This window comes from Pseudomonas sp. 58(2021) (assembly GCF_017491585.1).
Classification (GTDB): domain Bacteria; phylum Pseudomonadota; class Gammaproteobacteria; order Pseudomonadales; family Pseudomonadaceae; genus Aquipseudomonas; species Aquipseudomonas fluorescens_BT.
Genome location: NZ_JAFGYZ010000023.1, coordinates 13,713 through 34,598, shown reverse-complemented (window position 1 = coordinate 34,598; position 20,886 = coordinate 13,713). Strand labels below are relative to the sequence as shown.

At 61.4% G+C, this 20,886-nt stretch carries 21 protein-coding genes; 13 read left to right on the top strand and 8 right to left on the bottom strand.

The window, feature by feature from the left end:
• The first annotated feature begins 22 nt into the window (after positions 1-22).
• The 3 genes from phaZ to J5M72_RS23280 all read left to right on the top strand — a co-directional run bounded on the left by phaZ (position 23) and on the right by J5M72_RS23280 (position 3,359).
• Positions 23-877, top strand: coding sequence for a poly(3-hydroxyalkanoate) depolymerase (gene phaZ / locus J5M72_RS23290; RefSeq protein ID WP_169428496.1), 855 nt, complete (start codon positions 23-25; stop codon positions 875-877).
• A 150-nt stretch (positions 878-1,027) separates the two neighbouring features.
• Complete coding sequence (gene phaC / locus J5M72_RS23285) at positions 1,028-2,710, top strand: class II poly(R)-hydroxyalkanoic acid synthase (RefSeq protein WP_169428495.1); 1,683 nt, start codon at positions 1,028-1,030, stop codon at positions 2,708-2,710.
• A 28-nt stretch (positions 2,711-2,738) separates the two neighbouring features.
• Positions 2,739-3,359 carry a TetR/AcrR family transcriptional regulator gene (locus tag J5M72_RS23280; protein ID WP_207867222.1) on the top strand — a complete coding sequence of 207 codons (621 nt, stop codon included), beginning with the start codon at positions 2,739-2,741 and terminating at the stop codon, positions 3,357-3,359.
• A 70-nt stretch (positions 3,360-3,429) separates the two neighbouring features.
• On the opposite strand, the gene J5M72_RS23275 is transcribed toward J5M72_RS23280, so the two are convergent.
• The 3 genes from J5M72_RS23275 to J5M72_RS23265 form a co-directional block, all read right to left on the bottom strand.
• Positions 3,430-4,296: a phasin family protein gene (locus J5M72_RS23275; protein ID WP_207867221.1), complete on the bottom strand. Its 867-nt coding sequence runs from the start codon at positions 4,294-4,296 to the stop codon at positions 3,430-3,432.
• Positions 4,297-4,306: 10 nt separating this feature from the next.
• On the bottom strand, positions 4,307-4,729 hold the full coding sequence (locus J5M72_RS23270; protein WP_039772451.1) for a phasin family protein: 423 nt from the start codon (positions 4,727-4,729) through the stop codon (positions 4,307-4,309).
• A 179-nt stretch (positions 4,730-4,908) separates the two neighbouring features.
• The gene (locus J5M72_RS23265) at positions 4,909-5,184 is read right to left on the bottom strand and encodes a polyhydroxyalkanoic acid system family protein (protein ID WP_007952417.1); all 276 of its coding nucleotides are present in this window, start codon (positions 5,182-5,184) and stop codon (positions 4,909-4,911) included.
• A gap of 165 nt (positions 5,185-5,349) precedes the next feature.
• Here J5M72_RS23265 and ubiE point away from each other — a divergent pair, with 165 nt between their 5' ends.
• The 10 genes from ubiE (at position 5,350) to J5M72_RS23215 (ending at position 13,441) form a co-directional block, all read left to right on the top strand.
• Complete coding sequence (gene ubiE, locus J5M72_RS23260) at positions 5,350-6,120, top strand: bifunctional demethylmenaquinone methyltransferase/2-methoxy-6-polyprenyl-1,4-benzoquinol methylase UbiE (protein WP_007952418.1); 771 nt, start codon at positions 5,350-5,352, stop codon at positions 6,118-6,120.
• Entirely contained in the window at positions 6,120-6,743 is a 624-nt protein-coding gene (locus tag J5M72_RS23255; RefSeq protein WP_207867220.1) for an SCP2 domain-containing protein, read from the top strand. The genes ubiE and J5M72_RS23255 overlap by 1 nt, the downstream gene beginning before the upstream one ends.
• Positions 6,740-8,344 (top strand): ubiquinone biosynthesis regulatory protein kinase UbiB, encoded by a 1,605-nt coding sequence (ubiB, locus tag J5M72_RS23250; RefSeq protein WP_207867219.1) that lies wholly within the window; start codon positions 6,740-6,742, stop codon positions 8,342-8,344. The genes J5M72_RS23255 and ubiB overlap by 4 nt, the downstream gene beginning before the upstream one ends.
• Before the next feature lie 80 nt (positions 8,345-8,424).
• Positions 8,425-8,826 (top strand): phosphoribosyl-AMP cyclohydrolase, encoded by a 402-nt coding sequence (gene hisI, locus J5M72_RS23245; protein ID WP_207867218.1) that lies wholly within the window; start codon positions 8,425-8,427, stop codon positions 8,824-8,826.
• The gene (locus tag J5M72_RS23240) at positions 8,819-9,151 is read left to right on the top strand and encodes a phosphoribosyl-ATP diphosphatase (protein WP_003220849.1); all 333 of its coding nucleotides are present in this window, start codon (positions 8,819-8,821) and stop codon (positions 9,149-9,151) included. Before hisI ends, J5M72_RS23240 begins: the two co-directional genes overlap by 8 nt.
• A gap of 25 nt (positions 9,152-9,176) precedes the next feature.
• Positions 9,177-9,455: a twin-arginine translocase TatA/TatE family subunit gene (locus tag J5M72_RS23235; RefSeq protein WP_007952423.1), complete on the top strand. Its 279-nt coding sequence runs from the start codon at positions 9,177-9,179 to the stop codon at positions 9,453-9,455.
• Between the two features lie 10 nt (positions 9,456-9,465).
• Positions 9,466-9,930 carry a Sec-independent protein translocase protein TatB gene (tatB, locus tag J5M72_RS23230; protein ID WP_207867217.1) on the top strand — a complete coding sequence of 155 codons (465 nt, stop codon included), beginning with the start codon at positions 9,466-9,468 and terminating at the stop codon, positions 9,928-9,930.
• On the top strand, positions 9,927-10,715 hold the full coding sequence (tatC, locus tag J5M72_RS23225; RefSeq protein WP_065261773.1) for a twin-arginine translocase subunit TatC: 789 nt from the start codon (positions 9,927-9,929) through the stop codon (positions 10,713-10,715). The genes tatB and tatC overlap by 4 nt, the downstream gene beginning before the upstream one ends.
• Positions 10,712-11,419 carry a 16S rRNA (uracil(1498)-N(3))-methyltransferase gene (locus tag J5M72_RS23220; protein ID WP_169428490.1) on the top strand — a complete coding sequence of 236 codons (708 nt, stop codon included), beginning with the start codon at positions 10,712-10,714 and terminating at the stop codon, positions 11,417-11,419. Before tatC ends, J5M72_RS23220 begins: the two co-directional genes overlap by 4 nt.
• Positions 11,420-11,524: 105 nt before the next feature.
• Entirely contained in the window at positions 11,525-13,441 is a 1,917-nt protein-coding gene (locus J5M72_RS23215; protein WP_169428489.1) for a methyl-accepting chemotaxis protein, read from the top strand.
• A 53-nt stretch (positions 13,442-13,494) separates the two neighbouring features.
• Here the strand turns inward: J5M72_RS23215 and J5M72_RS23210 are convergent, their stop codons facing one another.
• From J5M72_RS23210 to J5M72_RS23190, 5 genes are all read right to left on the bottom strand, one after another.
• On the bottom strand, positions 13,495-14,229 hold the full coding sequence (locus J5M72_RS23210; RefSeq protein ID WP_169428488.1) for an amino acid ABC transporter ATP-binding protein: 735 nt from the start codon (positions 14,227-14,229) through the stop codon (positions 13,495-13,497).
• A complete protein-coding gene (locus tag J5M72_RS23205; RefSeq protein ID WP_207867216.1) occupies positions 14,222-15,181 on the bottom strand; it encodes an amino acid ABC transporter permease in 960 nt (319 codons plus the stop codon). Before J5M72_RS23205 ends, J5M72_RS23210 begins: the two co-directional genes overlap by 8 nt.
• 136 nt (positions 15,182-15,317) lie before the next feature.
• A complete protein-coding gene (locus J5M72_RS23200) occupies positions 15,318-16,115 on the bottom strand; it encodes a transporter substrate-binding domain-containing protein (protein ID WP_207867215.1) in 798 nt (265 codons plus the stop codon).
• 208 nt (positions 16,116-16,323) lie between these two features.
• Positions 16,324-18,894, bottom strand: coding sequence for a glucans biosynthesis glucosyltransferase MdoH (mdoH, locus tag J5M72_RS23195; RefSeq protein WP_207867214.1), 2,571 nt, complete (start codon positions 18,892-18,894; stop codon positions 16,324-16,326).
• A complete protein-coding gene (locus tag J5M72_RS23190) occupies positions 18,887-20,701 on the bottom strand; it encodes a glucan biosynthesis protein G (protein WP_207867213.1) in 1,815 nt (604 codons plus the stop codon). The genes mdoH and J5M72_RS23190 overlap by 8 nt, the downstream gene beginning before the upstream one ends.
• Positions 20,702-20,886 lie beyond the last annotated feature (185 nt).

The following is a 20,886-nucleotide window of genomic DNA, read 5'->3' as shown; positions in this document are numbered from 1 at the left end:
TCGACCCATAGGGCCTTGAAGCATGCCGCACCCGTTCATCTTTCGAACTGTCGAGCTGGATGGCCAGACCATCCGCACGGCGGTCCGCCCCGGCAAGCCTCACTTGACGCCCTTGCTGATTTTCAACGGCATCGGCGCCAACCTGGAGCTGGTGTTTCCTTTTGTCGCGGCGCTGGATCCGGACCTGGAAGTGATCGCCTTCGATGTGCCCGGTGTGGGGGGTTCTTCGACGCCGAGCCGGCCGTATCGCTTTCCGGGGCTGGCGAAGCTGACGGCACGGATGCTCGATTACCTCGACTACGGACAGGTCAATGTGATCGGCGTGTCCTGGGGTGGCGCGCTGGCGCAGCAGTTCGCCCATGACTATCCCGAGCGCTGCAAGAAGCTGGTACTGGCCGCCACGGCGGCGGGCGCGGTGATGGTGCCGGGCAAGCCGAAGGTGCTGTGGATGATGGCCAGCCCACGCCGCTACATCCAGCCGTCCCATGTGATCCGCATCGCACCGATGATTTACGGTGGCTCGTTCCGACGCGACCCGACGCTCGCCGCCAGTCACGCGGCCAAGGTACGTTCGGCGGGCAAGCTCGGATACTACTGGCAACTGTTCGCGGGCCTGGGCTGGACCAGCATTCACTGGCTGCACAAGATCCATCAGCCGACCCTGGTGCTGGCCGGTGATGACGATCCGCTGATCCCGCTGATCAACATGCGCCTGCTCGCCTGGCGAATTCCCAACGCGCAATTGCACATCATCGATGACGGGCATCTGTTCCTGATCACCCGGGCCGAAGCCGTGGCGCCGATCATCATGAAATTCCTGCAGGAGGAACGTCTTCGTGCAGTGATGCACCCCCACCCGACACCGCTGGGCGGATAACCGGCCCGATCCGGTTTTCTGGACAGCTCCTTGCAGAGCGCTTTGCAAGTGCGTGGCAGGACGCCGCGCAGGCAACAACCCACAACAGCGTCTATGGTGTTCTGGTTCGGTGTGTTTGTTTTTGACCTGAAGACGAAGGAGTGTTGAGTCATGCGCGACAAACCAGCGACGGGTGGAGTGCCCAGTCCTGCCGTGTTCATCAATGCACAGAGTGCAATGACCGGCCTGCGTGGCCGCGATCTGATTTCGACGTTGCGCAGCGTCGCCGCCCATGGCCTGCGCAACCCGATCCACAGTGCGAAACACGCATTGAAACTCGGCGGTGCGCTCGGACGCGTGCTGCTGGGTGAAACCCTGCACCCGACCAACCCCAATGACAGCCGTTTCGCCGACCCGGCCTGGAGCCTCAATCCGTTCTACCGCCGGGGCCTGCAGGCCTATCTGAGCTGGCAGAAACAGGTCAGGAGCTGGATCGACGAAAGCAGCATGAGCGACGACGATCGCGCCCGTGCGCACTTCGCTTTTTCCCTGATCAACGACGCCGTGGCGCCCTCCAACACGCTGCTCAATCCGCTGGCGATCAAGGAGCTGTTCAACTCCGGCGGCCACAGCCTGGTGCGCGGCCTGAGCCATCTGCTCGATGACCTGCTGCACAACGATGGCCTGCCGCGCCAGGTGACCAAACAGGCCTTCGAGATCGGCAAGACCGTTGCCACCACCACCGGCTCGGTGGTGTTTCGCAACGAACTGCTCGAGCTGATCCAGTACAAGCCAATGAGCGAAAAGCAGTATTCGAAACCGCTGCTGGTGGTGCCGCCGCAAATCAACAAGTACTACATTTTCGATCTGAGCCCGAACAACAGCTTCGTCCAGTACGCCCTGAAGAACAGCTTGCAGACCTTCATGATCAGTTGGCGCAACCCGGACGTGCGCCATCGCGAATGGGGCCTTTCGACCTACGTCGAGGCCGTGGAGGAAGCGATGAACGTCTGCCGGGCGATTACCGGCGCTCGGGAGGTCAACCTGATGGGTGCCTGCGCCGGCGGGCTGACCATCGCTGCACTGCAGGGGCACTTGCAGGCCAAGCGGCAGTTGCGGCGGGTCTCCAGCGCGACCTATCTGGTGAGCCTGCTCGACAGTCAGATCGACTCCCCGGCGACGCTGTTCGCCGACGAACAGACCCTCGAAGCGGCCAAGCGCCGTTCCTATCAGAAAGGCGTGCTGGACGGTCGCGACATGGCCAGGGTGTTCGCCTGGATGCGGCCCAACGATCTGATCTGGAGCTACTTCGTCAACAACTACCTGCTGGGCAAGGAGCCGCCGGCGTTCGACATCCTCTACTGGAACAACGACAGCACCCGCCTGCCAGCCGCGTTTCATGGCGACCTGCTGGACTTCTTCAAGCACAACCCGCTGATTCATTCGGGAGGCCTGGAAGTCTGCGGCACACCGATCGACCTGCAGAAAGTCACGGTCGACAGTTTCAGCGTGGCCGGCATGAACGACCACATCACGCCATGGGACGCGGTGTATCGCTCGACCCTGCTGCTGGGCGGCGAGCGACGCTTCGTACTGTCCAACAGCGGCCACGTACAGAGCATTCTCAACCCGCCGAGCAACCCCAAAGCCACTTACGTCGAGAACGGCAAGCTGAGCAGCGACCCGCGCGCCTGGTACTACGACGCGAAAAAGGTCGACGGCAGTTGGTGGCCGCAATGGCTGGAATGGGTCCAGCAGCGTTCCGGCACCCTGCGCGAAACCCAGATGTCTCTGGGCAACGCCAATTATCCACCGATGGAGGCAGCACCCGGCACCTACGTGCGCGTGCGCTGACCGGCCTCAATCCCTTTAAGAAAACTGGATGAAAACAAGCGACCGGATCCTCGAATGTGCCCTGCAGTTGTTCAATGAAAAGGGCGAGCCGAACGTCTCCACCATGGAGGTTGCCAATGAAATGGGGATCAGCCCCGGCAACCTCTACTATCACTTTCACGGCAAGGAACCGCTGATCCTCGGGCTGTTCGAGCGCTTCCAGAACGAACTGGCGCCACTGCTCGACCCACCCGCCGATGTAGAACTGGCACCGGAGGATTACTGGCTGTTCCTGCATTTGATCGTCGAGCGGCTGGCGCAGTACCGGTTCCTGTTCCAGGACCTGTCGAACCTGGCCGGACGCCTGCCGAAACTGGCCAAGGGCATTCGCCAGTTCCTCAACGTGCTCAAGCGTACGCTGGCATCACTGCTGGCGCGGTTGAAGGCCTCGGGGCAGTTGGTCAGCGATACCCAGGCGCTGGGGCAGCTGGTGGAACAGATCACCATGACCTTGCTGTTCTCGCTGGACTATCAGCGGATTCTCGATCGCGAAGGGGAAGTGCGGCTGGTGGTGTACCAGATCATGATGCTGGTGGCGCCGCATTTGTTGCCGCCGGTGAAGGTGGCGACGGAGAGAATGGCTTTGCAGTATCTCGAAGATCACGAGTAACCCGACGGTTTTTACCCAAACAAAAACGCCCGACCTTCACAGGCCGGGCGTTTTCTTGAGCCCTGAAAAATCAGGACTGACTGGTCGGCGTCGACGGCGTCGATGCAACAGTCGAAGCTGGCGCCGGGGTTGGAGCCGAGGCGGAGTTCGACGTGCTGGCCAGAGCTTGCGGTGTGGTCACCGGTTTTGGAGCAGCAGCTTTCGGCGCAGCGGCTTTCGGCGCGGCCGGTTTTTTCACTGCTGGTTTTTTCGCCGCAGCCGGTTTGGCGGCAGGCTTGGCAGCGGGTTTGGCGGCAGCGGTTTTCGCTGCTGGCTTGGCCGCAGGTTTGGCAGCTGATTTTGTTGCCGGCTTGGCGGCGGCCTTGGCGGCAACCGGTTTGGCCGCGGCCTTCGCTGCAGGCTTGGCGGCTGCGGTTTTGGCTGCTGGTTTTGCTGCCGGTTTGGCGGCGGCTTTAGCCAGTGGCTTGGCAGCGGTTTTGGCCGCAGGCTTGGCTGCTGCGGTTTTCGCCGCGACAGGCTGAGCTTTCAGGCCGGTGAGTTTTTCGATCTGCTTGGTCAGGGTATCGACCTTCTTGTGCAGATCCTTCACCTCGTTGCGGCTCGGTACGCCCAGGCGCGAAATCGCACTGTTCAGGCGCTTGTCGAAAGCCCCTTCCAGCTGATCCCAGGTGCCCAGTGCGCGATCTTTCACGCCGCTGATGCGCGATTTTGCCGAGCTTGCAGAATCCTTGGCAGCATCGACTTTCTTGCCGACTGCAGCCTTGGTGAGCTTCTCGGCTTTCTCGCCGTCTTTGACCAATGTATCGAAGAGCTTGCTGCCGTCAGTGTCGATCTTCGAGTACACGCCTAAACCAGCCAGCCAGATCTTGCGGGAATAGTCTTCGACTTTTCCGATCCACGAGCTGCCTTCTTTATCGGTGTTCTTTTTACCAGCCATCCCGTTCTCCTTAAGATTTACGCGCGACGCGTTCGAGCAATGCCGTCAGCTCATCGAGCTTAGCAGAGAGTGTCTCAACGTCATGTTTAGACGGAATGCCGATACGATTCAAGGCACTGGCGACACGCGTGTCGAACGCCTTCTCGACCTTGTCGAGCTGAACTTCGACCCGGCCTTTGAAAGAGCTGACTTCGCTCTTGGCTTCATCGATCTCGGCGTTGGCCGCTTCGAGTTTTTCGGTGACGGCTTTTTTGCCTTTCTTTTCAACAGTTTGACCAGCCTTGATCAACTCTTGAAAGTACTCGCTGCCCTCCTGACCGACCTTGGTGTAGGCACCCAGGCCTGCCAGCCAGATCTTGCGGGCATAGGATTTGACGTCGCTCAGAGCGGAAGTCGAAGCGTCGATTTTTTTCTTCAAAATGACTTTGGCCATGGTGCACCTCACGCGCAGAAGGTTTGAGGAACTGCCCTGACGAGTGTCGGGCTCAGGCACAAAGTAGGGAGAAAAATTAGAAACGGCACCCTAACAACTGACATAAACAGCTGGGCACTCCACAAAACAAATGTGGGAGCGGGCTTGCTCCCACAGGGGGATTTCATTTCAGGCAGAAATCAGACCAGCGCTTTATCCAGCGCCTTTTCGATCTCGGCTTTGATCATGCCGCTCATGGCCGACATCATCAGGCCCAGTTCCACGTCGACCCGGATCGAATCCTCGGCCACATGCACCGCACCCTTCACGCCCGAACGCTTGAGGTTCAGGACATCGCCCGACCACTGCGGCTCCAGGCCATATTGATCGGAGAGTTTCTGCGCCAGTTTGTCGGCTTTCTCGCGGGCCGCTTCCTTGCCCAGGCTGTGGGCACGCTCAACACTGATATGGGCCATTGAATGACTCCTGCTTTTTGAATGGGGCTATGAATGCCTGCAACGAATCTTGACCGCCACTGCGGCAAATCGTCCCGAAGGTTGCCCATCTTACCTTTAGCCATTCCAAGACAAAGCATGGCTTGGGGATTAGAATGTCGCGCATTCTCTTTTGGTGACAGCGATATGACTGATCAGCGCAAAGGCAGCGATGCCGAACCCACCACTCACTTCGGCTTCAAAAACGTTCCGGAAAGCCAGAAAGCGGAAAAAGTCGCTGAGGTGTTCCACTCCGTGGCCGCCAAGTACGACCTGATGAACGACCTTCTGTCGGGCGGCATGCACCGTCTGTGGAAGCGTTTCGCGATCGAACTGTCGGGCGTGCGCGCCGGCAACCGCGTGCTGGACATCGCCGGCGGTACGGGTGACCTGACCAAGAAATTCTCACACCTGGTCGGCCCGACCGGTCAGGTGGTGCTGGCGGACATCAACGAATCCATGCTCAAGGTCGGTCGTGACCGCCTGCTGGATGTCGGTGTTTCGGGCAACGTCGAGTTCGTTCAGGCGGACGCCGAAAAGCTGCCGTTCCCGGACAATCACTTCGACTGCGTGACCATCGCCTTCGGCCTGCGCAACGTAACGCACAAGGAAGACGCCCTGCGCTCGATGCTGCGCGTACTCAAGCCGGGCGGGCGTCTGCTGGTGCTGGAATTCTCCAAGCCGACCAACGCCCTGATGTCCAAGGCCTACGACGCCTACTCGTTCGCCTTCATGCCGCTGATGGGCAAGCTGATCACCAATGACTCGGAAAGCTATCGCTACCTGGCCGAATCGATCCGCATGCACCCGAATCAGGAAACCCTGAAGTCGATGATGGTCGACGCCGGTTTCGATCGCGTGACCTATCACAACATGACCGCAGGCATCGTTGCCCTGCACCGCGGCATCAAGCCCTGATGCTGCTGACCGGGCTGCTGGCCAGCGTCGAACTCGGCCTTAACCGCGTGCTGCGTCTCGACAGCACGGCGCTGCCGCGACTGGCGCATTTGACCGGCAAAGTGATTGCCGTCGACTGCCGCAGCCCGGCGCTGCAACTGTTCATCCTGCCGAGCGATGAAGGCCTGATGCTGGCGTCCCACTGGGAAACCGGCGTCGACTGCACCCTGCGCGCCCCGGCCTCGAGCCTGGTGAAACTGGCCTTGAGCAAGGACAAGACGGCGGTGCTGCACGCGCCGGAAGTCGAACTCGACGGTGACAGCGGCGTGCTGCTGGAACTGGCAGGTGTGCTGCAGGATCTTGAGCTGGACTGGGAGTACGAACTCTCGCGCTGGATCGGCCCGGTCGCCACGCAACTGGTCGGCGGTCACCTGCGCAGCCGCGCCCGCTGGTATCAACAAGGATTTGCCAGCCTCAACCAGAACCTCGCCGAATACCTGGCCGAAGAATCTCGCACCCTCGTCGGGCAGCGCGAAGCCGAAGCCCGTTTCAGCGAACTGGACCGGATCAAACTCGATCTGGAACGTCTCGAGGCGCGCTTCGAGCGCCTTTCCCGATCCCTCGACCCAAGCGATAACGCATGAAGCTGCTCGCCGTCCGCCGTCTGTTGCGCATCCAGCGCGTCGTGATCCGCTACCGCCTCGATGACCTGCTGTTCGATCTGCCTTTGCCGTGGTTCCTGCTGGCGCTGCGCTACGTCCTGCCGTGGCGCTGGCTCCCGCGCAAGCCGCTGGACCTGAGCCGTGGCGCACGCCTGCGCCTGGCCTTGCAGGACCTGGGGCCGATCTTCATCAAGTTCGGGCAGATCCTCTCGACCCGCCGCGACTTGCTGCCGGAAGACATCGCCGATGAGCTGATGCTGTTGCAGGACCGCGTGCCGCCGTTCGATTCGCAGCTGTCGGTCAAATTGATCGAAGAACAGCTGGGCAAGAAGATCAGCGAAGTGTTCAGCCGCTTCGACGTCGAACCGCTGGCCTCGGCCTCGGTGGCGCAAGTGCATGCCGCGCAACTGAAGACCGGCGAAGAAGTGGTGGTCAAGGTGATCCGCCCGGGCCTGAAACCGATCATCGCGCAGGATCTGGCGTGGCTGTTCATTCTCGCCCGCGCTGCCGAAAAGGTCTCCGCCGACGCCCGACTGCTGCACCCGGTGGACGTGGTCAGCGACTACGAAAAGACCATCTACGACGAACTCGACCTGTTGCGCGAAGCGGCCAACGCCAGCCAGTTGAAGCGCAACTTCGAAGGCTCGCCACTGCTCTACGTACCGCAAGTCTATTGGGACTGGTGCCGGCCGAAAGTGCTGGTGATGGAGCGCATCTACGGGATTCAGGTGACGGATCTGGCGACCCTCGCCGACCAGCGCACCGACATGAAGATGCTCGCCGAACGCGGCGTGGAGATCTTCTTCACCCAGGTGTTCCGCGACAGTTTCTTCCACGCCGACATGCATCCGGGCAATATCTTCGTCAGCACCGTCAATCCGTGGAGCCCTCAGTACATCGCGATCGACTGCGGCATCGTCGGCAGCCTGACCCCGGAAGACCAGGACTATCTGGCGCGCAACCTGTTCGCTTTCTTCAAGCGCGACTACCGCCGCGTGGCGCAATTGCACATCGACTCGGGCTGGGTGCCGGCGGAAACCAAGCTCAACGAATTCGAAGCGGCGATCCGTACCGTGTGCGAACCGATCTTCGAAAAACCGTTAAAAGATATTTCATTTGGCCAGGTGCTGATGCGCTTGTTCCAGACTGCGCGTCGCTTCAACATGGAAGTGCAGCCGCAACTCGTCCTGCTGCAAAAGACCCTGCTGAACATCGAAGGCCTGGGCCGTCAGCTGTACCCGGACCTGGATCTGTGGAACACCGCGCAGCCGTTCCTCGAGCGCTGGATGCGCGAACGCGTCAGCCCGAAAGCCTTGATCGGCAACGTGCAGAGCCAGTTCGAACAACTGCCGCACCTGGCCAACATGGCCCGCGATTTGCTCGAACGCATGTCCCAACCGCACGCCAACGACCCGCCGCCCCCGTGGCAGAAACGCAAGGACGACTGGTTCCTGCGCCTGCTTGGCAGCGCGCATCTGGCGGGCGGCACGATCCTCGCCGCCGGTGGCCCGCTGCATGAGCTGGGGCATTGGCCCGCCGGGATCATGGTAGCAGTCGGCTTGTATCTGGTCGTTCGCCGATAGCCAGTTGCGTGATCGACTGGCACACTGTTTCAACGCCTGAACCCGACTATTGAAGTGTGGGTTCGCTGTCGGAGTCGAAGATGAAAAACTGGCTGGACGAGATCAAGTGGGACGCCGATGGCCTGGTGCCGGCGATTGCCCAGGATCACAAGACCGGACGCGTGCTGATGATGGCCTGGATGAACCGCGAAGCCCTGGAGCTGACCGCGGCGGAAAACCGTGCCATCTATTGGTCACGTTCCCGTGGCAAGCTGTGGCGCAAGGGCGAAGAGTCCGGCCACGTACAGACGCTGCATGAAATACGTCTGGACTGCGACGCCGACGTCATCATCCTGATGGTCGAACAGATCGGCGACATCGCTTGCCATACCGGCCGTCAAAGTTGCTTCTACCGCGTCTTCGAAAACGGCGACTGGAAAACGGTCGACCCGGTCCTGAAAGACCCGCACGCTATTTATTCCGCAGGACACAAACATGAGTGACACCCTGACTCGTCTGGCCCAGGTGCTCGAAGAGCGCAAAGGCGCAGCAGCCGACAGCTCATATGTAGCCAGTCTGTATCACAAGGGCCTGAACAAGATTCTGGAAAAGGTCGGCGAAGAGTCGGTCGAAACGATCATTGCCGCCAAGGACGCCGCCATCAGCGGTGACTGCAGCGACGTGATCTACGAGACCGCCGACTTGTGGTTCCACAGCATGGTCATGCTCGCCCAGCTGGGGCAGCATCCGCAGGCTGTACTCGACGAGCTGGATCGTCGCTTCGGCCTGTCCGGACACGTCGAGAAAGCCTCGCGCCCGTCCGCCTGAACAACTTCAAGAGAGGAACAGCAACATGGGCATTTTTGACTGGAAACACTGGATCGTCATTCTGGTTGTCGTGGTGCTGGTGTTCGGCACCAAGAAACTGAAAAACCTCGGCACCGACGTCGGCGAGTCGATCAAGGGCTTTCGCAAGGCCATGAACGACGACGAGAAACCGGCCGATCCGACCGTCACGCCTGCGCAGCCGGTACCACCGGTTCAGCCGCAAGCCACCGCTCAGGCCAACCCGCCGCACACCATCGACGTGCAGGCGCAGAAAGTCGAAGAGCCGATCCGCAAAGACGTGTGAGCACTGACTAATGTTTGGTATCAGCTTCTCTGAACTGCTGCTCGTCGGCCTCGTTGCCCTGCTGGTGCTGGGCCCCGAGCGTCTGCCGGGCGCTGCACGCACGGCCGGCCTGTGGGTCGGACGGCTGAAGCGCAGCTTCAACGCGATCAAACAGGAAGTTGAACGTGAAATCGGTGCCGACGAAATCCGTCGGCAACTGCACAACGAGCACATCCTGTCGCTGGAACAGGAGGCGCGGAAGATTTTCACGCCACCGGTTCAGCAGGAGCCGACGCCCGTGCAGCCGGCGGCAGACCAGACGCCAACACCGCCTGTCGCCGAACAAACGATTCATGCACCGGCGAGCGTCGAACACGTCTCTGCCGCAAGCGCTGAAGCTGCTCCGGTCATGAAACCAATCGAACCCGTTGCTCCAGCCGCCGCGCCAACCACGCCGGCCCCTCACGACACCACTTTGCCGCCGCGAGCCCCATGAGCGATCTCCCCGAAAACGACCAGCACATGCCGCTGGTTTCGCACCTCACCGAGTTGCGCACCCGCCTGCTGCGTTGCGTGGCGGCGATCTTCATCATCTTCGCCGGGCTGTTTGCCTTCACCCAGCAGATCTACACCTTCGTCTCGACACCGCTGCGTCAGTACCTGCCGGCCGGCGCGACGATGATTGCCACCGACGTGTCGTCGCCCTTCCTGACGCCGCTGAAGCTGACGATGATGGTGTCGCTGTTCCTCGCGATCCCGGTGATCCTGCACCAGATCTGGGGCTTCATCGCGCCAGGCCTGTACAAGCATGAAAAGCGCGTTGCAGTCCCGTTGCTGATCTCCAGCATCCTGCTGTTCTACACCGGCATGGCGTTCGCCTACTTCTTCGTGTTCCCGCTGATCTTCAAATTCTTCGCCTCCGCCACCCCGGCCGGCGTGGAAATGATGACCGACATTACCAGTTACCTCGATTTCGTCATGACGCTGTTCTTCGCCTTCGGCGTGGCGTTCGAAATCCCGGTGGCCGTGGTGCTGCTGGTGTGGATCGGCGTGGTCGACGTCAAATACCTGAAGAAGATCCGGCCATACGTGATCATCGGTTGCTTCGTGGTCGGCATGATCCTGACCCCGCCGGACATCTTCTCCCAGACCCTGCTGGCCGTGCCGATGTGGATGCTGTTTGAAGTCGGCATCCTGTTCGGCAGCCTGGTCAGCAAGCGCGAGCGCCCGGACGAAACCGTCGACGACCACAACGACCAGCCGCCAGCGACCCAGCCATGAACCTGCTGCTGCTCGAAGAAGCCGATTTCATTGCGGCCGACCGCGTCGTGCTGCGCGACCGGCGCCTGACCCACATGCAGGAAGTCCACCGCTCGGAAGTCGGCGACAGCCTGCGGGTCGGGCGCATCAACGGCTTGATGGGTTCGGCCGAGCTGCTGCGTCTGGACGCGGGCGAAGCCGAGCTGCGAGTCACCCTCGATCAACCGCCGCCGGCCAAACTGCCGCTGACCCTGGTGCTCGCCCTGCCCCGCCCGAAGATGCTGCGCCGGGTGTTCCAGACCGTAGCGACCATGGGTGTGTCGAAGGTGATTCTGGTCAACAGCTATCGCGTCGAGAAGAGCTTCTGGCAGACACCCTTTCTCGAGCCGGAAGCGATCCGCGAGAATTTGATCCTCGGCCTCGAACAGGCCCGCGATACCGTGCTGCCGGAAATCATCATCGAGAAGCGCTTCAAGCCGTTCGTCGAAGATCGGCTGCCGGCCATCACCGACGGCACTCTCGGTCTGGTCGGTCATCCCGGCAATTTCCCGCCCTGCCCTCGCGCCCTGAGCGAACCGGTGACCCTGGCCATCGGCCCGGAAGGTGGCTGGATTCCCTACGAAATCGATCTGCTGGCCAAATCCGGCCTGCAACCGGTGCAACTGGGCGATCGCATCCTTCGGGTCGAAACCGCCGTCACCGCCCTGCTCGCCCGCCTGTTTTGAACCTGCCGGCGCCATTGAGCGCCGGACAAATCGCGTTACAGATTGCGATCATCCAGCCGATACAGTCTCCATAAGTCCAATTAGTGGTCCGAGGGGAGTCGTCGCATGTACCGTTGGTTAGCCGAGAGTCTTGGAAATGTCAGTGTCAAACGCAAGCTGGGCATCGGTTTCGGCCTGGTGCTGCTACTGACGCTGTTGATCACCTTTACCGGCTGGACCGGCATGAGCGGCATCATCAGCCGCGGTGACAAACTCGGCTTCATCTCCAGCCTCAACGAGCTGACCAAGGACCTGCGTCTGGCGCGCCTGGACTACGAAATGCGTCGTGGCGAACAAGGTCCGGGCGCGGTCAATGACCTGCTCGGCAAGCTCGACAGCGGCCTGCAGACCGCTCGCAACCTGATCGAACAACCCGCCGACGCGGCGAAAGTCGACCAACAACTGGCGGCCATCGCCGAGTACAAGCGCGCCTTCGCCGACATGGTGCAGGCCGGCGCCAACCGCGAAGATGCCCGCAGCAAACTCGGCGCCACTGCCGACAACGCCGTGGCCAAGGTTGCCGAAGTCGAGAAATCCATGCTGCAGGGTGACAGCGTTGCCCAGTTCAACGCGGTGATCGATCTGAGCAAGTTGATCCAGCAGGCCCGCTTCCAGGTGCGCGGCTACACCTACAGCGGCAAGACCGAAGCCGAGCAACCGGCCCTCGACGCCATCGACAACGCCCTGAAAAACCTCGAGACCCTGCCGGCCAAACTGCCTGAGCAACACATCGCCAACCTGCAACAGGCCACCGATTCGCTGAAAGCCTATCGGGCCGCCGTCAGCCAGTTCCGCGACTCGCAAGTTGCCAGCGCCAAGGCCCTGGCCCGCATGGCGGCTCAGGGTGACATTCTGTTCGACGTCAGCCGCCAGCTCACCGAGTCCCAGACTATCGTCCGCGATACCGATGCCGCCAGCGCCAAGAACCTGTTGCTGATCGCCACCCTGCTGGCCGTGGCGTTCGGCCTGCTCGCCGCCTGGGCAATCACCCGACAGATCATCATCCCGCTGGAGCAGACCCTGAAAGTCGCCGAGCGCGTGGCTGCCGGCGACCTGACTCACAACCTGGTATCGCTGCGTCGTGACGAACTCGGCCAGTTGCAGCGGTCGATGCAGAGCATGACCCAGGGGCTGCGCGAACTGATCGTCGGCATCAGCGACGGCGTCACCCAGATCGCCAGCGCCGCCGAAGAACTGTCAGCCGTGACCGAGCAAACCAGCGCCGGCGTGAACAATCAGAAAATCGAGACCGACCAGGTCGCGACCGCCATGAACGAAATGGCCGCCACCGTGCAGGAAGTCGCGCGCAACGCCGAGGAAGCTTCGGAAGCGGCCGTCGCGGCTGACCAGCAAGCCCGTGAAGGCGACAAGGTGGTTGGCGAGGCCATCGCCCAGATCGAACGTCTGGCCGCTGAAGTCGGCCATTCCACCGAGGCCATGGGCGAGCTCAAGCGCGAAAGCGACAAGATCGGCAGCGTGCTCGACGTGATCAAGTCCGTGGCCCAGCAAACCAACCTGCTGGCCCTCAACGCCGCCATCGAAGCGGCCCGTGCCGGTGAAGCGGGCCGTGGTTTTGCGGTGGTCGCCGATGAAGTGCGCAGCCTTGCCCAGCGCACCCAGAAGTCCACCGAAGAGATCGAAGAGCTGATCGTCGGCCTGCAGAACGGCACCCAGCAAGTGTCGACGATCATGGACAACAGCCGCACCCTGACCGACAGCAGCGTCGAGCTGACCCGTCGCGCCGGTGGCTCGCTGGAAAGCATCACCCGCACCGTTTCGGCGATTCAGGCGATGAACCAGCAGATCGCCGCAGCGGCCGAGCAGCAGAGCGCCGTGGCCGAAGAGATCAATCGCAGCGTGCTGAACGTGCGGGATGTGTCGGACCAGACGTCGGCAGCGAGTGAAGAGACGGCGGCCTCCAGCGTCGAGCTGGCGCGCCTGGGCACTCACCTGCAAACGCTGGTGGGCCGGTTCAAGGTTTAAACCGCGCAAACAAAAAATCGCAGCCATTGGCTGCGATTTTTTTTGTCCTGCGTTTAGAGGACTTGGCGCAGGAACGCCTGGGCTCGCGGATCCTTCGGCGCATCGAAGAATTCGGCCGGTGAGGCATCTTCCAGCAGTTTGCCGTGATCGAAGAACAGCACCCGATCCGCCACTTCCCGGGCAAAGCCCATTTCGTGGGTCACGCAGACCATGGTCATGCCTTCCACAGCCAGGTTCTTCATCACGTCCAGCACTTCACCGACCATTTCCGGATCGAGGGCCGAGGTCGGTTCATCGAACAGCATGACCTTCGGATCCATCGCCAGCGCCCGGGCGATCGCCACGCGCTGCTGCTGCCCGCCGGACAGACGCGAAGGGTACTCGCGGGCCTTCTGCGCAATACCGACTTTCTCCAGCAGCGCCAGGGCCTTGGCTTCGCTTTCTTTCTGGCCGCGCTTGCGCACGACTTTCTGCGCCAGGCAGAGATTTTCCAGCACGGTCATGTGCGGGAACAGGTTGAAGTGCTGGAACACCATGCCGACTTCGCGGCGGTAGGCGTTGACGTCGGTTTTCGGGTCGGCCAGCTGCAGGCCGTCGATGCTCACCGAACCGGAATCGAATTCTTCCAGACCATTGAGACAACGCAGGAAGGTCGACTTGCCGGAACCGGACGGGCCGAGCACCACCAGCACTTCGCCCTTGGCCACGTTCGTACTGACGTGATCCACCGCGCGCACTACCTGGCCGCGGGTGTCGAAGACTTTTACCAGATCGCGGACTTCAATCACTTTGCGCGAGCCTCCGCTCGAGCCGGCTGGCGATTTTCGACAGCGGCAGGTTGATCAACAGGTACAGGCCGGCAACGCAGAACAGGATTTCGAATGGCGAAAACGACGTGGTGATGACTTCACGGCCGCTTTTCAGCAGCTCGGTAATCGCAATCACCGACACCAGCGAGGTGTCCTTCACCAGGCTGATGAACTGCCCGGCCAGCGGCGGCAGCACGCGCTTGAACGCTTGCGGCAGCACCACGTGGCGCATCGACTGGCCAGCGCTCAGCCCCAGCGAACGCGCCGCTTCGTTCTGCCCACGGGCAATCGACTGCACGCCGGAACGGATGATTTCTGCCACGTAGGCGCCGGTGAACAGCGACAGCGCGGCGATCCCGGCGAACTCCCGGGACAGGTTCATCACCGTGCCGATGAAGAAATAGAAAATGAAGATCTGCACCAGCAGCGGCGTGCCGCGCACCAGCTCGACATAGATCGTCGACAGGTCGCACAGGGTCGGGTTGCTCGACAACCGGCACAATCCGGTCGCCAGACCGATCAGCAGTCCCAGCACGCCGGACACCGCCGACAGCCAAAGCGTCGTCCACAGCCCCCACAGCAGCGGACCCGCCGCCCAATGCCGGGTCACGCCCACGACGTCGCCTTCGGCCACATCGTCGCCCTGAGCGAATTGCAGGCTGTTTTCGTCGACGGTCAGATGCTGCTCGTCACCGGCATCGTTGCGCAGGGTGACCTGCGCGCTGCCGCCCTTGCGCACCAGTTCGCTGACGGTGGAAATGTCGGTCGCGCGCTGGGTTTCCTCGGCCTGGTAGGCGAAGTACTGCGGCACGCGGTTCCAGCGCCATTCGTAGGACATCAGCGACGTGGCGTAATACAGCGCGCCAGCCAGGCCGACCAGCACCAGCACAGTCAGCACGTGCCAGGGCCATTGGGCTTTTTTCTGTTTCATTGGATTTGCAGGTTCCGAATTCTGTGTCGCCTGGGAGGCCGCTATCGCGAGCAGGCTCGCTCCCACAGGGAAGCGCATTCCAATGTGGGAGCCAGCCTGCTGGCGATGGGCGCAACGCGGTCAGTCTGACCAGCGCTTATTCCATGTCCTTGAGCCACTCGGTGCTCTTGAACCACTTGTCATGGATGCGATCGTAGGTGCCGTCTTCGTGGATCTGGTGCAGGAAGTTGTTGATGAAGTTGAGGCTGTCGTAGTCACCCTTCTTCAGGCCGAAGGCCAGCGGCTCGTAGGTGAACGGCTTGTCGAGGAACACCAGCTTGCCGGCGCCGACCTTGTTCACGGCAACGACGTTGTACGGGGCGTCGTAGATGAAGGCGTCAGCCTTGCCGTTCACCACGTCGAGCACGGCTTCCTGCTCGTTGTCGTAGCCGTGGTACTTGGCCTTGGCGATCAACTTCTTGGCGACCATCTCGCCGGTGGTGCCGAGCTTGGAGGTGATGCGGTAGTCGGCGGTGTTCAGATCTTTATAGGACTTGATGGTGCCTTCCAGGTCCTTGCGGATCAGCAGGGTCTGGCCGACCACGATAAACGGTTCGCTGAAGTTCAGGCGCAGGTTGCGTTCCTGGGTCAGGGTCATGCCGCTGCCGATCATGTCGAACTTGTCGGTCATCAGCGCCGGGATGATGCCGTCGTAACCGGTCGAAACCAGCTCCAGCTTGACGCCCATGGCCTTGGTCATGGCTTTGAGGATGTCGACTTCGAAGCCGATGATTTCGCCGCGCTTGTTGGTCATCTCGAACGGCATGTAGGTCGGGTCCATGCCGACTTTCAAGGTGCCGCGCTTGACCGCGTCATCGATTGCGCCGGCCTGCGCCGCATTGACTGCAACCAGTGCCGTGACGCCGACCAGCAGCATCGACAGATACTTCTTCATCTTCAAGTCCCCAAAACCATTGCGTTTGCGGCGCGAAAACCGACAGAGATGGACAAAATTGTCCGGGTGCGCCAATTCGGGGACGGATGCTAACGCACTCGATTTTTTGCACAAGGTTTAATGGACGATTTGTTTAACAATCAAGGGGCGGGGTGAAGGGCTCCTTTATCGAGATCAAAAAAAACCCCGCTTTCGCGGGGTTTCTTCATCAGGCCGGTTGCGCCTGCAAGCTCACAGGCTTGAGCGGCAGCAGCGGCGCATGGGGGTCGGCTTTCACCGAAGCCCGCCAGGCGTCCAGCCACTCGCTGTGACCTTCGGCCCACACCTGCTCGTGCAAACGGGCCAGGGCGACCGGATCGCTCAGCAGTTGCAGGCGATCATGGTTGTTCAGCCCGGCCGGGCCAACCTTGATCGCGTGACGCACACGCTCCTGACGCAGCCATTCGATCGGCTCGGCCTCACCGTGACGCGAAGTCGCCAGCGAGCACGCCAGGGCGTTCTGCTGCGGATCGACCACGGCACGGACGAAGCCGTCGTTCAGCGCGTGCCAGCGGTTTTCGTGGGTGTACTGATCAGTGGCCAGCAGCGCCTGTGGCGGATTGTATTCCTCGGGGATGAGGAACAGGCTCTCGTCACGGGATTTGAGGCCCAGCCCAACACGGCTGGAAATCACCGACACCGGAATCGACAGCATCAGCGAACCGACGATCGGCACCAGCCACCACAGGAAGCTCGGGTTCAGCCAGATCACCAGCAGCGCCCAGAAGAAGCCCAGTAGCGTCTGCGGACCGTGGCGCTTGACCGCCTCGCTCCATGGCGTGGAGTCGTCGTCACGCTGCGGCGAGTTCCAGGTCGCAGCCCAGCCGAGGAACGCGGCCAGCACGAAACGGGTGTGGAAAATCATCCGCACCGGCGCCAGCAGCATGGAGAACAGCATCTCCAGCAGCATCGACAGGGTCACCTTGAACTTGCCGCCGAACTCTTTCGCACCCTTGGCCCAGATCAGGATGATGCTCAACAGCTTCGGCAGGAACAGCAGCACGATGGTCGTCGAGAACAGCGCGATCGCCTTGTCCGGGTGCCATTGCGGCCACAGCGGATAGAGCTGACGCGGTTCGAGGAAGTACTGCGGCTCCATCAGCGTGTTCACCGCCAGCAGCGCGGTGGACAGCACGAGGAAGAAGAACCACAGCGGCGCCGACAGGTAAGACATCACGCCGGTCAGGAACACCGCGCGGTGCACCGGGTGCATGCCTTTGACCAGGAACAGACGGAAGTTCATCAGGTTGCCGTGGCACCAGCGACGGTCACGCTTGAGTTCGTCGAGCAGGTTCGGTGGCAGTTCTTCGTAGCTGCCCGGCAGATCGTAGGCAATCCACACGCCCCAGCCGGCACGGCGCATCAGCGCGGCTTCAACGAAGTCATGAGAGAGGATCGCACCGGAGAACGCCCCCTTGCCCGGCAACGGCGCCAGGGCGCAGTGGTCGATGAACGGCTTCATGCGGATGATCGCGTTGTGACCCCAGTAGTGGGATTCACCCAGCTGCCAGAAGTGCAGGCCGGCGGTGAACAGCGGACCGTAAACGCGAGTGGCGAACTGCTGCATGCGTGCATACAGCGTGTCCATGCCCGACGCACGCGGCGCGGTCTGGATGATACCGGCGTCCGGAGTGGCCTCCATCAGGCGCACCAGACTGGTCAGACACTCGCCGCTCATCACCGAGTCGGCGTCGAGCACGACCATGTACTTGTAGTCACCGCCCCAGCGACGGCAGAAGTCGTCGAGGTTGCCGCTCTTGCGTTTGACGCGGCGACGGCGGCGGCGATAGAAGATCTTGCCGAAGCCCTTGGCTTCACGGCAGACGTCCAGCCAGGCCTGCTGCTCGGCAACGCAGATGTCGGTGTCGTTACTGTCACTGAGGACGAAGAAGTCGAAACGATCCAGGTCACCCGTGGCCGCCACCGACTCGAACGTCGCGCGTAGACCGGCGAACACTCGCGGCACGTCTTCGTTGCAGATCGGCATCACCAGCGCGGTACGCGCATCTTTCGGAATCGGTTCGTTGCCAGCGCTTTTACCGGAGATCCGGTATTTATCGTGACCGGTGAGCAATTCGAGGAAGCCCATCAGCGCGGTCCAGAAACCGGCCGACACCCAGCAGAACAGAATCCCGAACATGATCAGGATGCTGGTCTGCAGCGCATACGGCAGCACTTGCGTGGCGGTCTGCAGCAGCGGTTGATGCAGGACTTCTTCCAGATCGACGAACGACCAGCCCTGGTACGGCATGATGCCTTTCATGTACCAGCCGGCGACGATGGTCTGGCCGAGCATCAGGATCAGCAGGATGTAGCGACGGATCGAACCGACGGTGCGCCAGCGTGCGGCTGGCAGCACGTTCTGGTCCTTCGGCGGCTGCGGCGGGTTGGTCCGGCCGGTCATACGACGCCAGCCACGCACCAGGATATTGGTGCGCCACGGCTCCGGCACGACCTTGGTCCGACGGATCGGCGGCGTAGCCTTGAGGCTGACCCGGCCACTGGCATCGAGCACCAGCATTTCCGCGTCTTCCAGCTCTTCGGCGGTGCTCAGGGTCAGGCGCTTGCCGACCGAAGCCTGGGCGGCTTCGGTCGGCGCGTCGAACGTCGAGGACGACAGGCGTTGATGCAATTCGCTGAAGGACTGGCAGCCCGCGAGTTCCGCGCGCTGTTCGTCGGTCATCGGCAGATGCGCCAGATACTCGGACAGAGTCTCTGGCTGTACTTGAGAATTACTCATCGGCAGGCAACTGATAGCTCCAGGTCTCGGTCAGGACTTCTTCAGTCGAGGCCGGTTCCGGTGTGGCTGGGGCCGCGTCCGCAGCCGCTGGCTGCTTGGCGTCTTTGTTGGCCTTGTCCTTGGCGTCTGTCGCTGGCTTGGCGTCGGCCTGTTTGGCTTCGGCGGCCTTGGCTTCCTTGTCGGCTTTCTCTTGCTGCTTGGCGGCGATCTTGTCGGCCTTCGCAACCGAGGAATTGGAAGCCGGCAGCGAGGTCTTGGCCAGATCGGCCGGGACGATGTTCTGCACCAGTGCGGCACGCATCTCGGTGGACTTGCTCGCGTCCTTGATCTTCATCCGCAGGGTCAGGCGCCAGCCCTTGGTTTCAGGGTTGTAGCGCACGCTGTTTTCGACCAGTTCGGCGTTGTCGCCGACGCTGACCTGGCTGCGAACGTCCGCATCCGGGGCCAGGGCCGCCAGAGACGGGCCTTCGAAGTCGACCAGATAGGCAACGCTGCCATCCGGCTGACGGATCAGGTTCGATTGCTTGACGTCACCGGTCGAACGCAGGGTCTGCTTGACCCAGGCGCTGTCCGGCGCGTGAATCGCCGCTTCGTCCATGGTCCAGTGCATGCGATAGGCGAGGTCCAGTGGCCTGCCTGGCTCCGGCAGTTTTTCCGGGTTCCAGAACGCAACGATGTTGTCGTTGGTTTCGTCGGCGGTCGGGATCTCGACCAGATCGACGGTACCTTTGCCCCAGTCACCCTTCGGCTCGATCCAGGCGCTTGGACGCTTGTCGTAGCGGTCATCGAGATCTTCGTAGTGGCTGAAGTCACGGCCACGTTGCAGCAGACCGAAACCACGCGGGTTTTCGACGCTGAACTGGCTCACGGCCAGATGTTTAGGGTTGTTCAGAGGGCGCCAGATCCATTCGCCGTTGCCGGCATGGATCGACAGACCACTGGAGTCGTGCAGCTCACGACGGTAGTTGAGCACTTTCGACGGCTGGTTGGCGCCGAACAGGAACATGCTGGTCAGCGGCGCGATGCCGAGCTTGCCGACCTTGTCACGCAGGTACATCTGGCCCTTGACGTCGACGATCGTGTCGCTGCCCGGACGCAGGATCAGGCGGTAGGCGCCGGTCGCACGCGGCGAATCCAGCAGGGCGAAGATCACCAGATGCTTGTCACCCGGCTTCGGCTGTTGAATCCAGAACTCGCGAAAACGCGGGAATTCTTCGCCGGAAGGCAAAGCGGTATCGATCGCCAGGCCACGGGCCGACAGACCGTAGGTGTGACCCTTGCCGACAACGCGGAAGTAGCTCGCGCCCAGCATGGTCATAATTTCGTCTTGCTTGTCCGCCTTGTTGATCGGGTACAGCACACGGAAACCGGCGTAGCCCAGCTGTTCGGTGGCCTTGGGATCGAACTGCAGGTCGCCGAAATCGAAACGGCTCGGATCGTATTTGATCTCTTCGACGGTGTTCGCGGTGATTTCGTTGATTTTCACCGGCGTATCGAAGTGCATGCCCTGATGATAGAAGGACAGCTTGAACGGGGTCTTCTGGTCGGCCCATTCGGCTTTTTCGGTGCGGAAACGAATCTTCTGATAGTCCGCGAACTTCATCTCACGGAATTCGTTCGGCAGGTTGCTGCGCGGGGCTTCGAACTTCTGCCCGGCCAGCTCTTTGGCCTTGGCCGACACATCGTCAAGATTGAATGCCCAAAGCTGGCCGGCGCTGAGCAGGCAGAGAACTGCCGAGCCCGCTACCAGAGCGCTGCGCAAGCGTTTGGCAGACAATTTTGCTGCATTACAGGGACTAACAATCACGAGCAACCCTCGCCGAAAACAGATCAATAAACCAACGGCCAGATGAAGTGCCTGTGAGGTATTCGGTACAAAAATAACCGACCTTGCAGGACACCCTTGCCAAGTTGGCGAGCATTGTTCCGACTCCGCTGGGTCGAAATGATTCCCCAATCGGATCCGGACAAGTCTCTACCTAAGTCAAAATG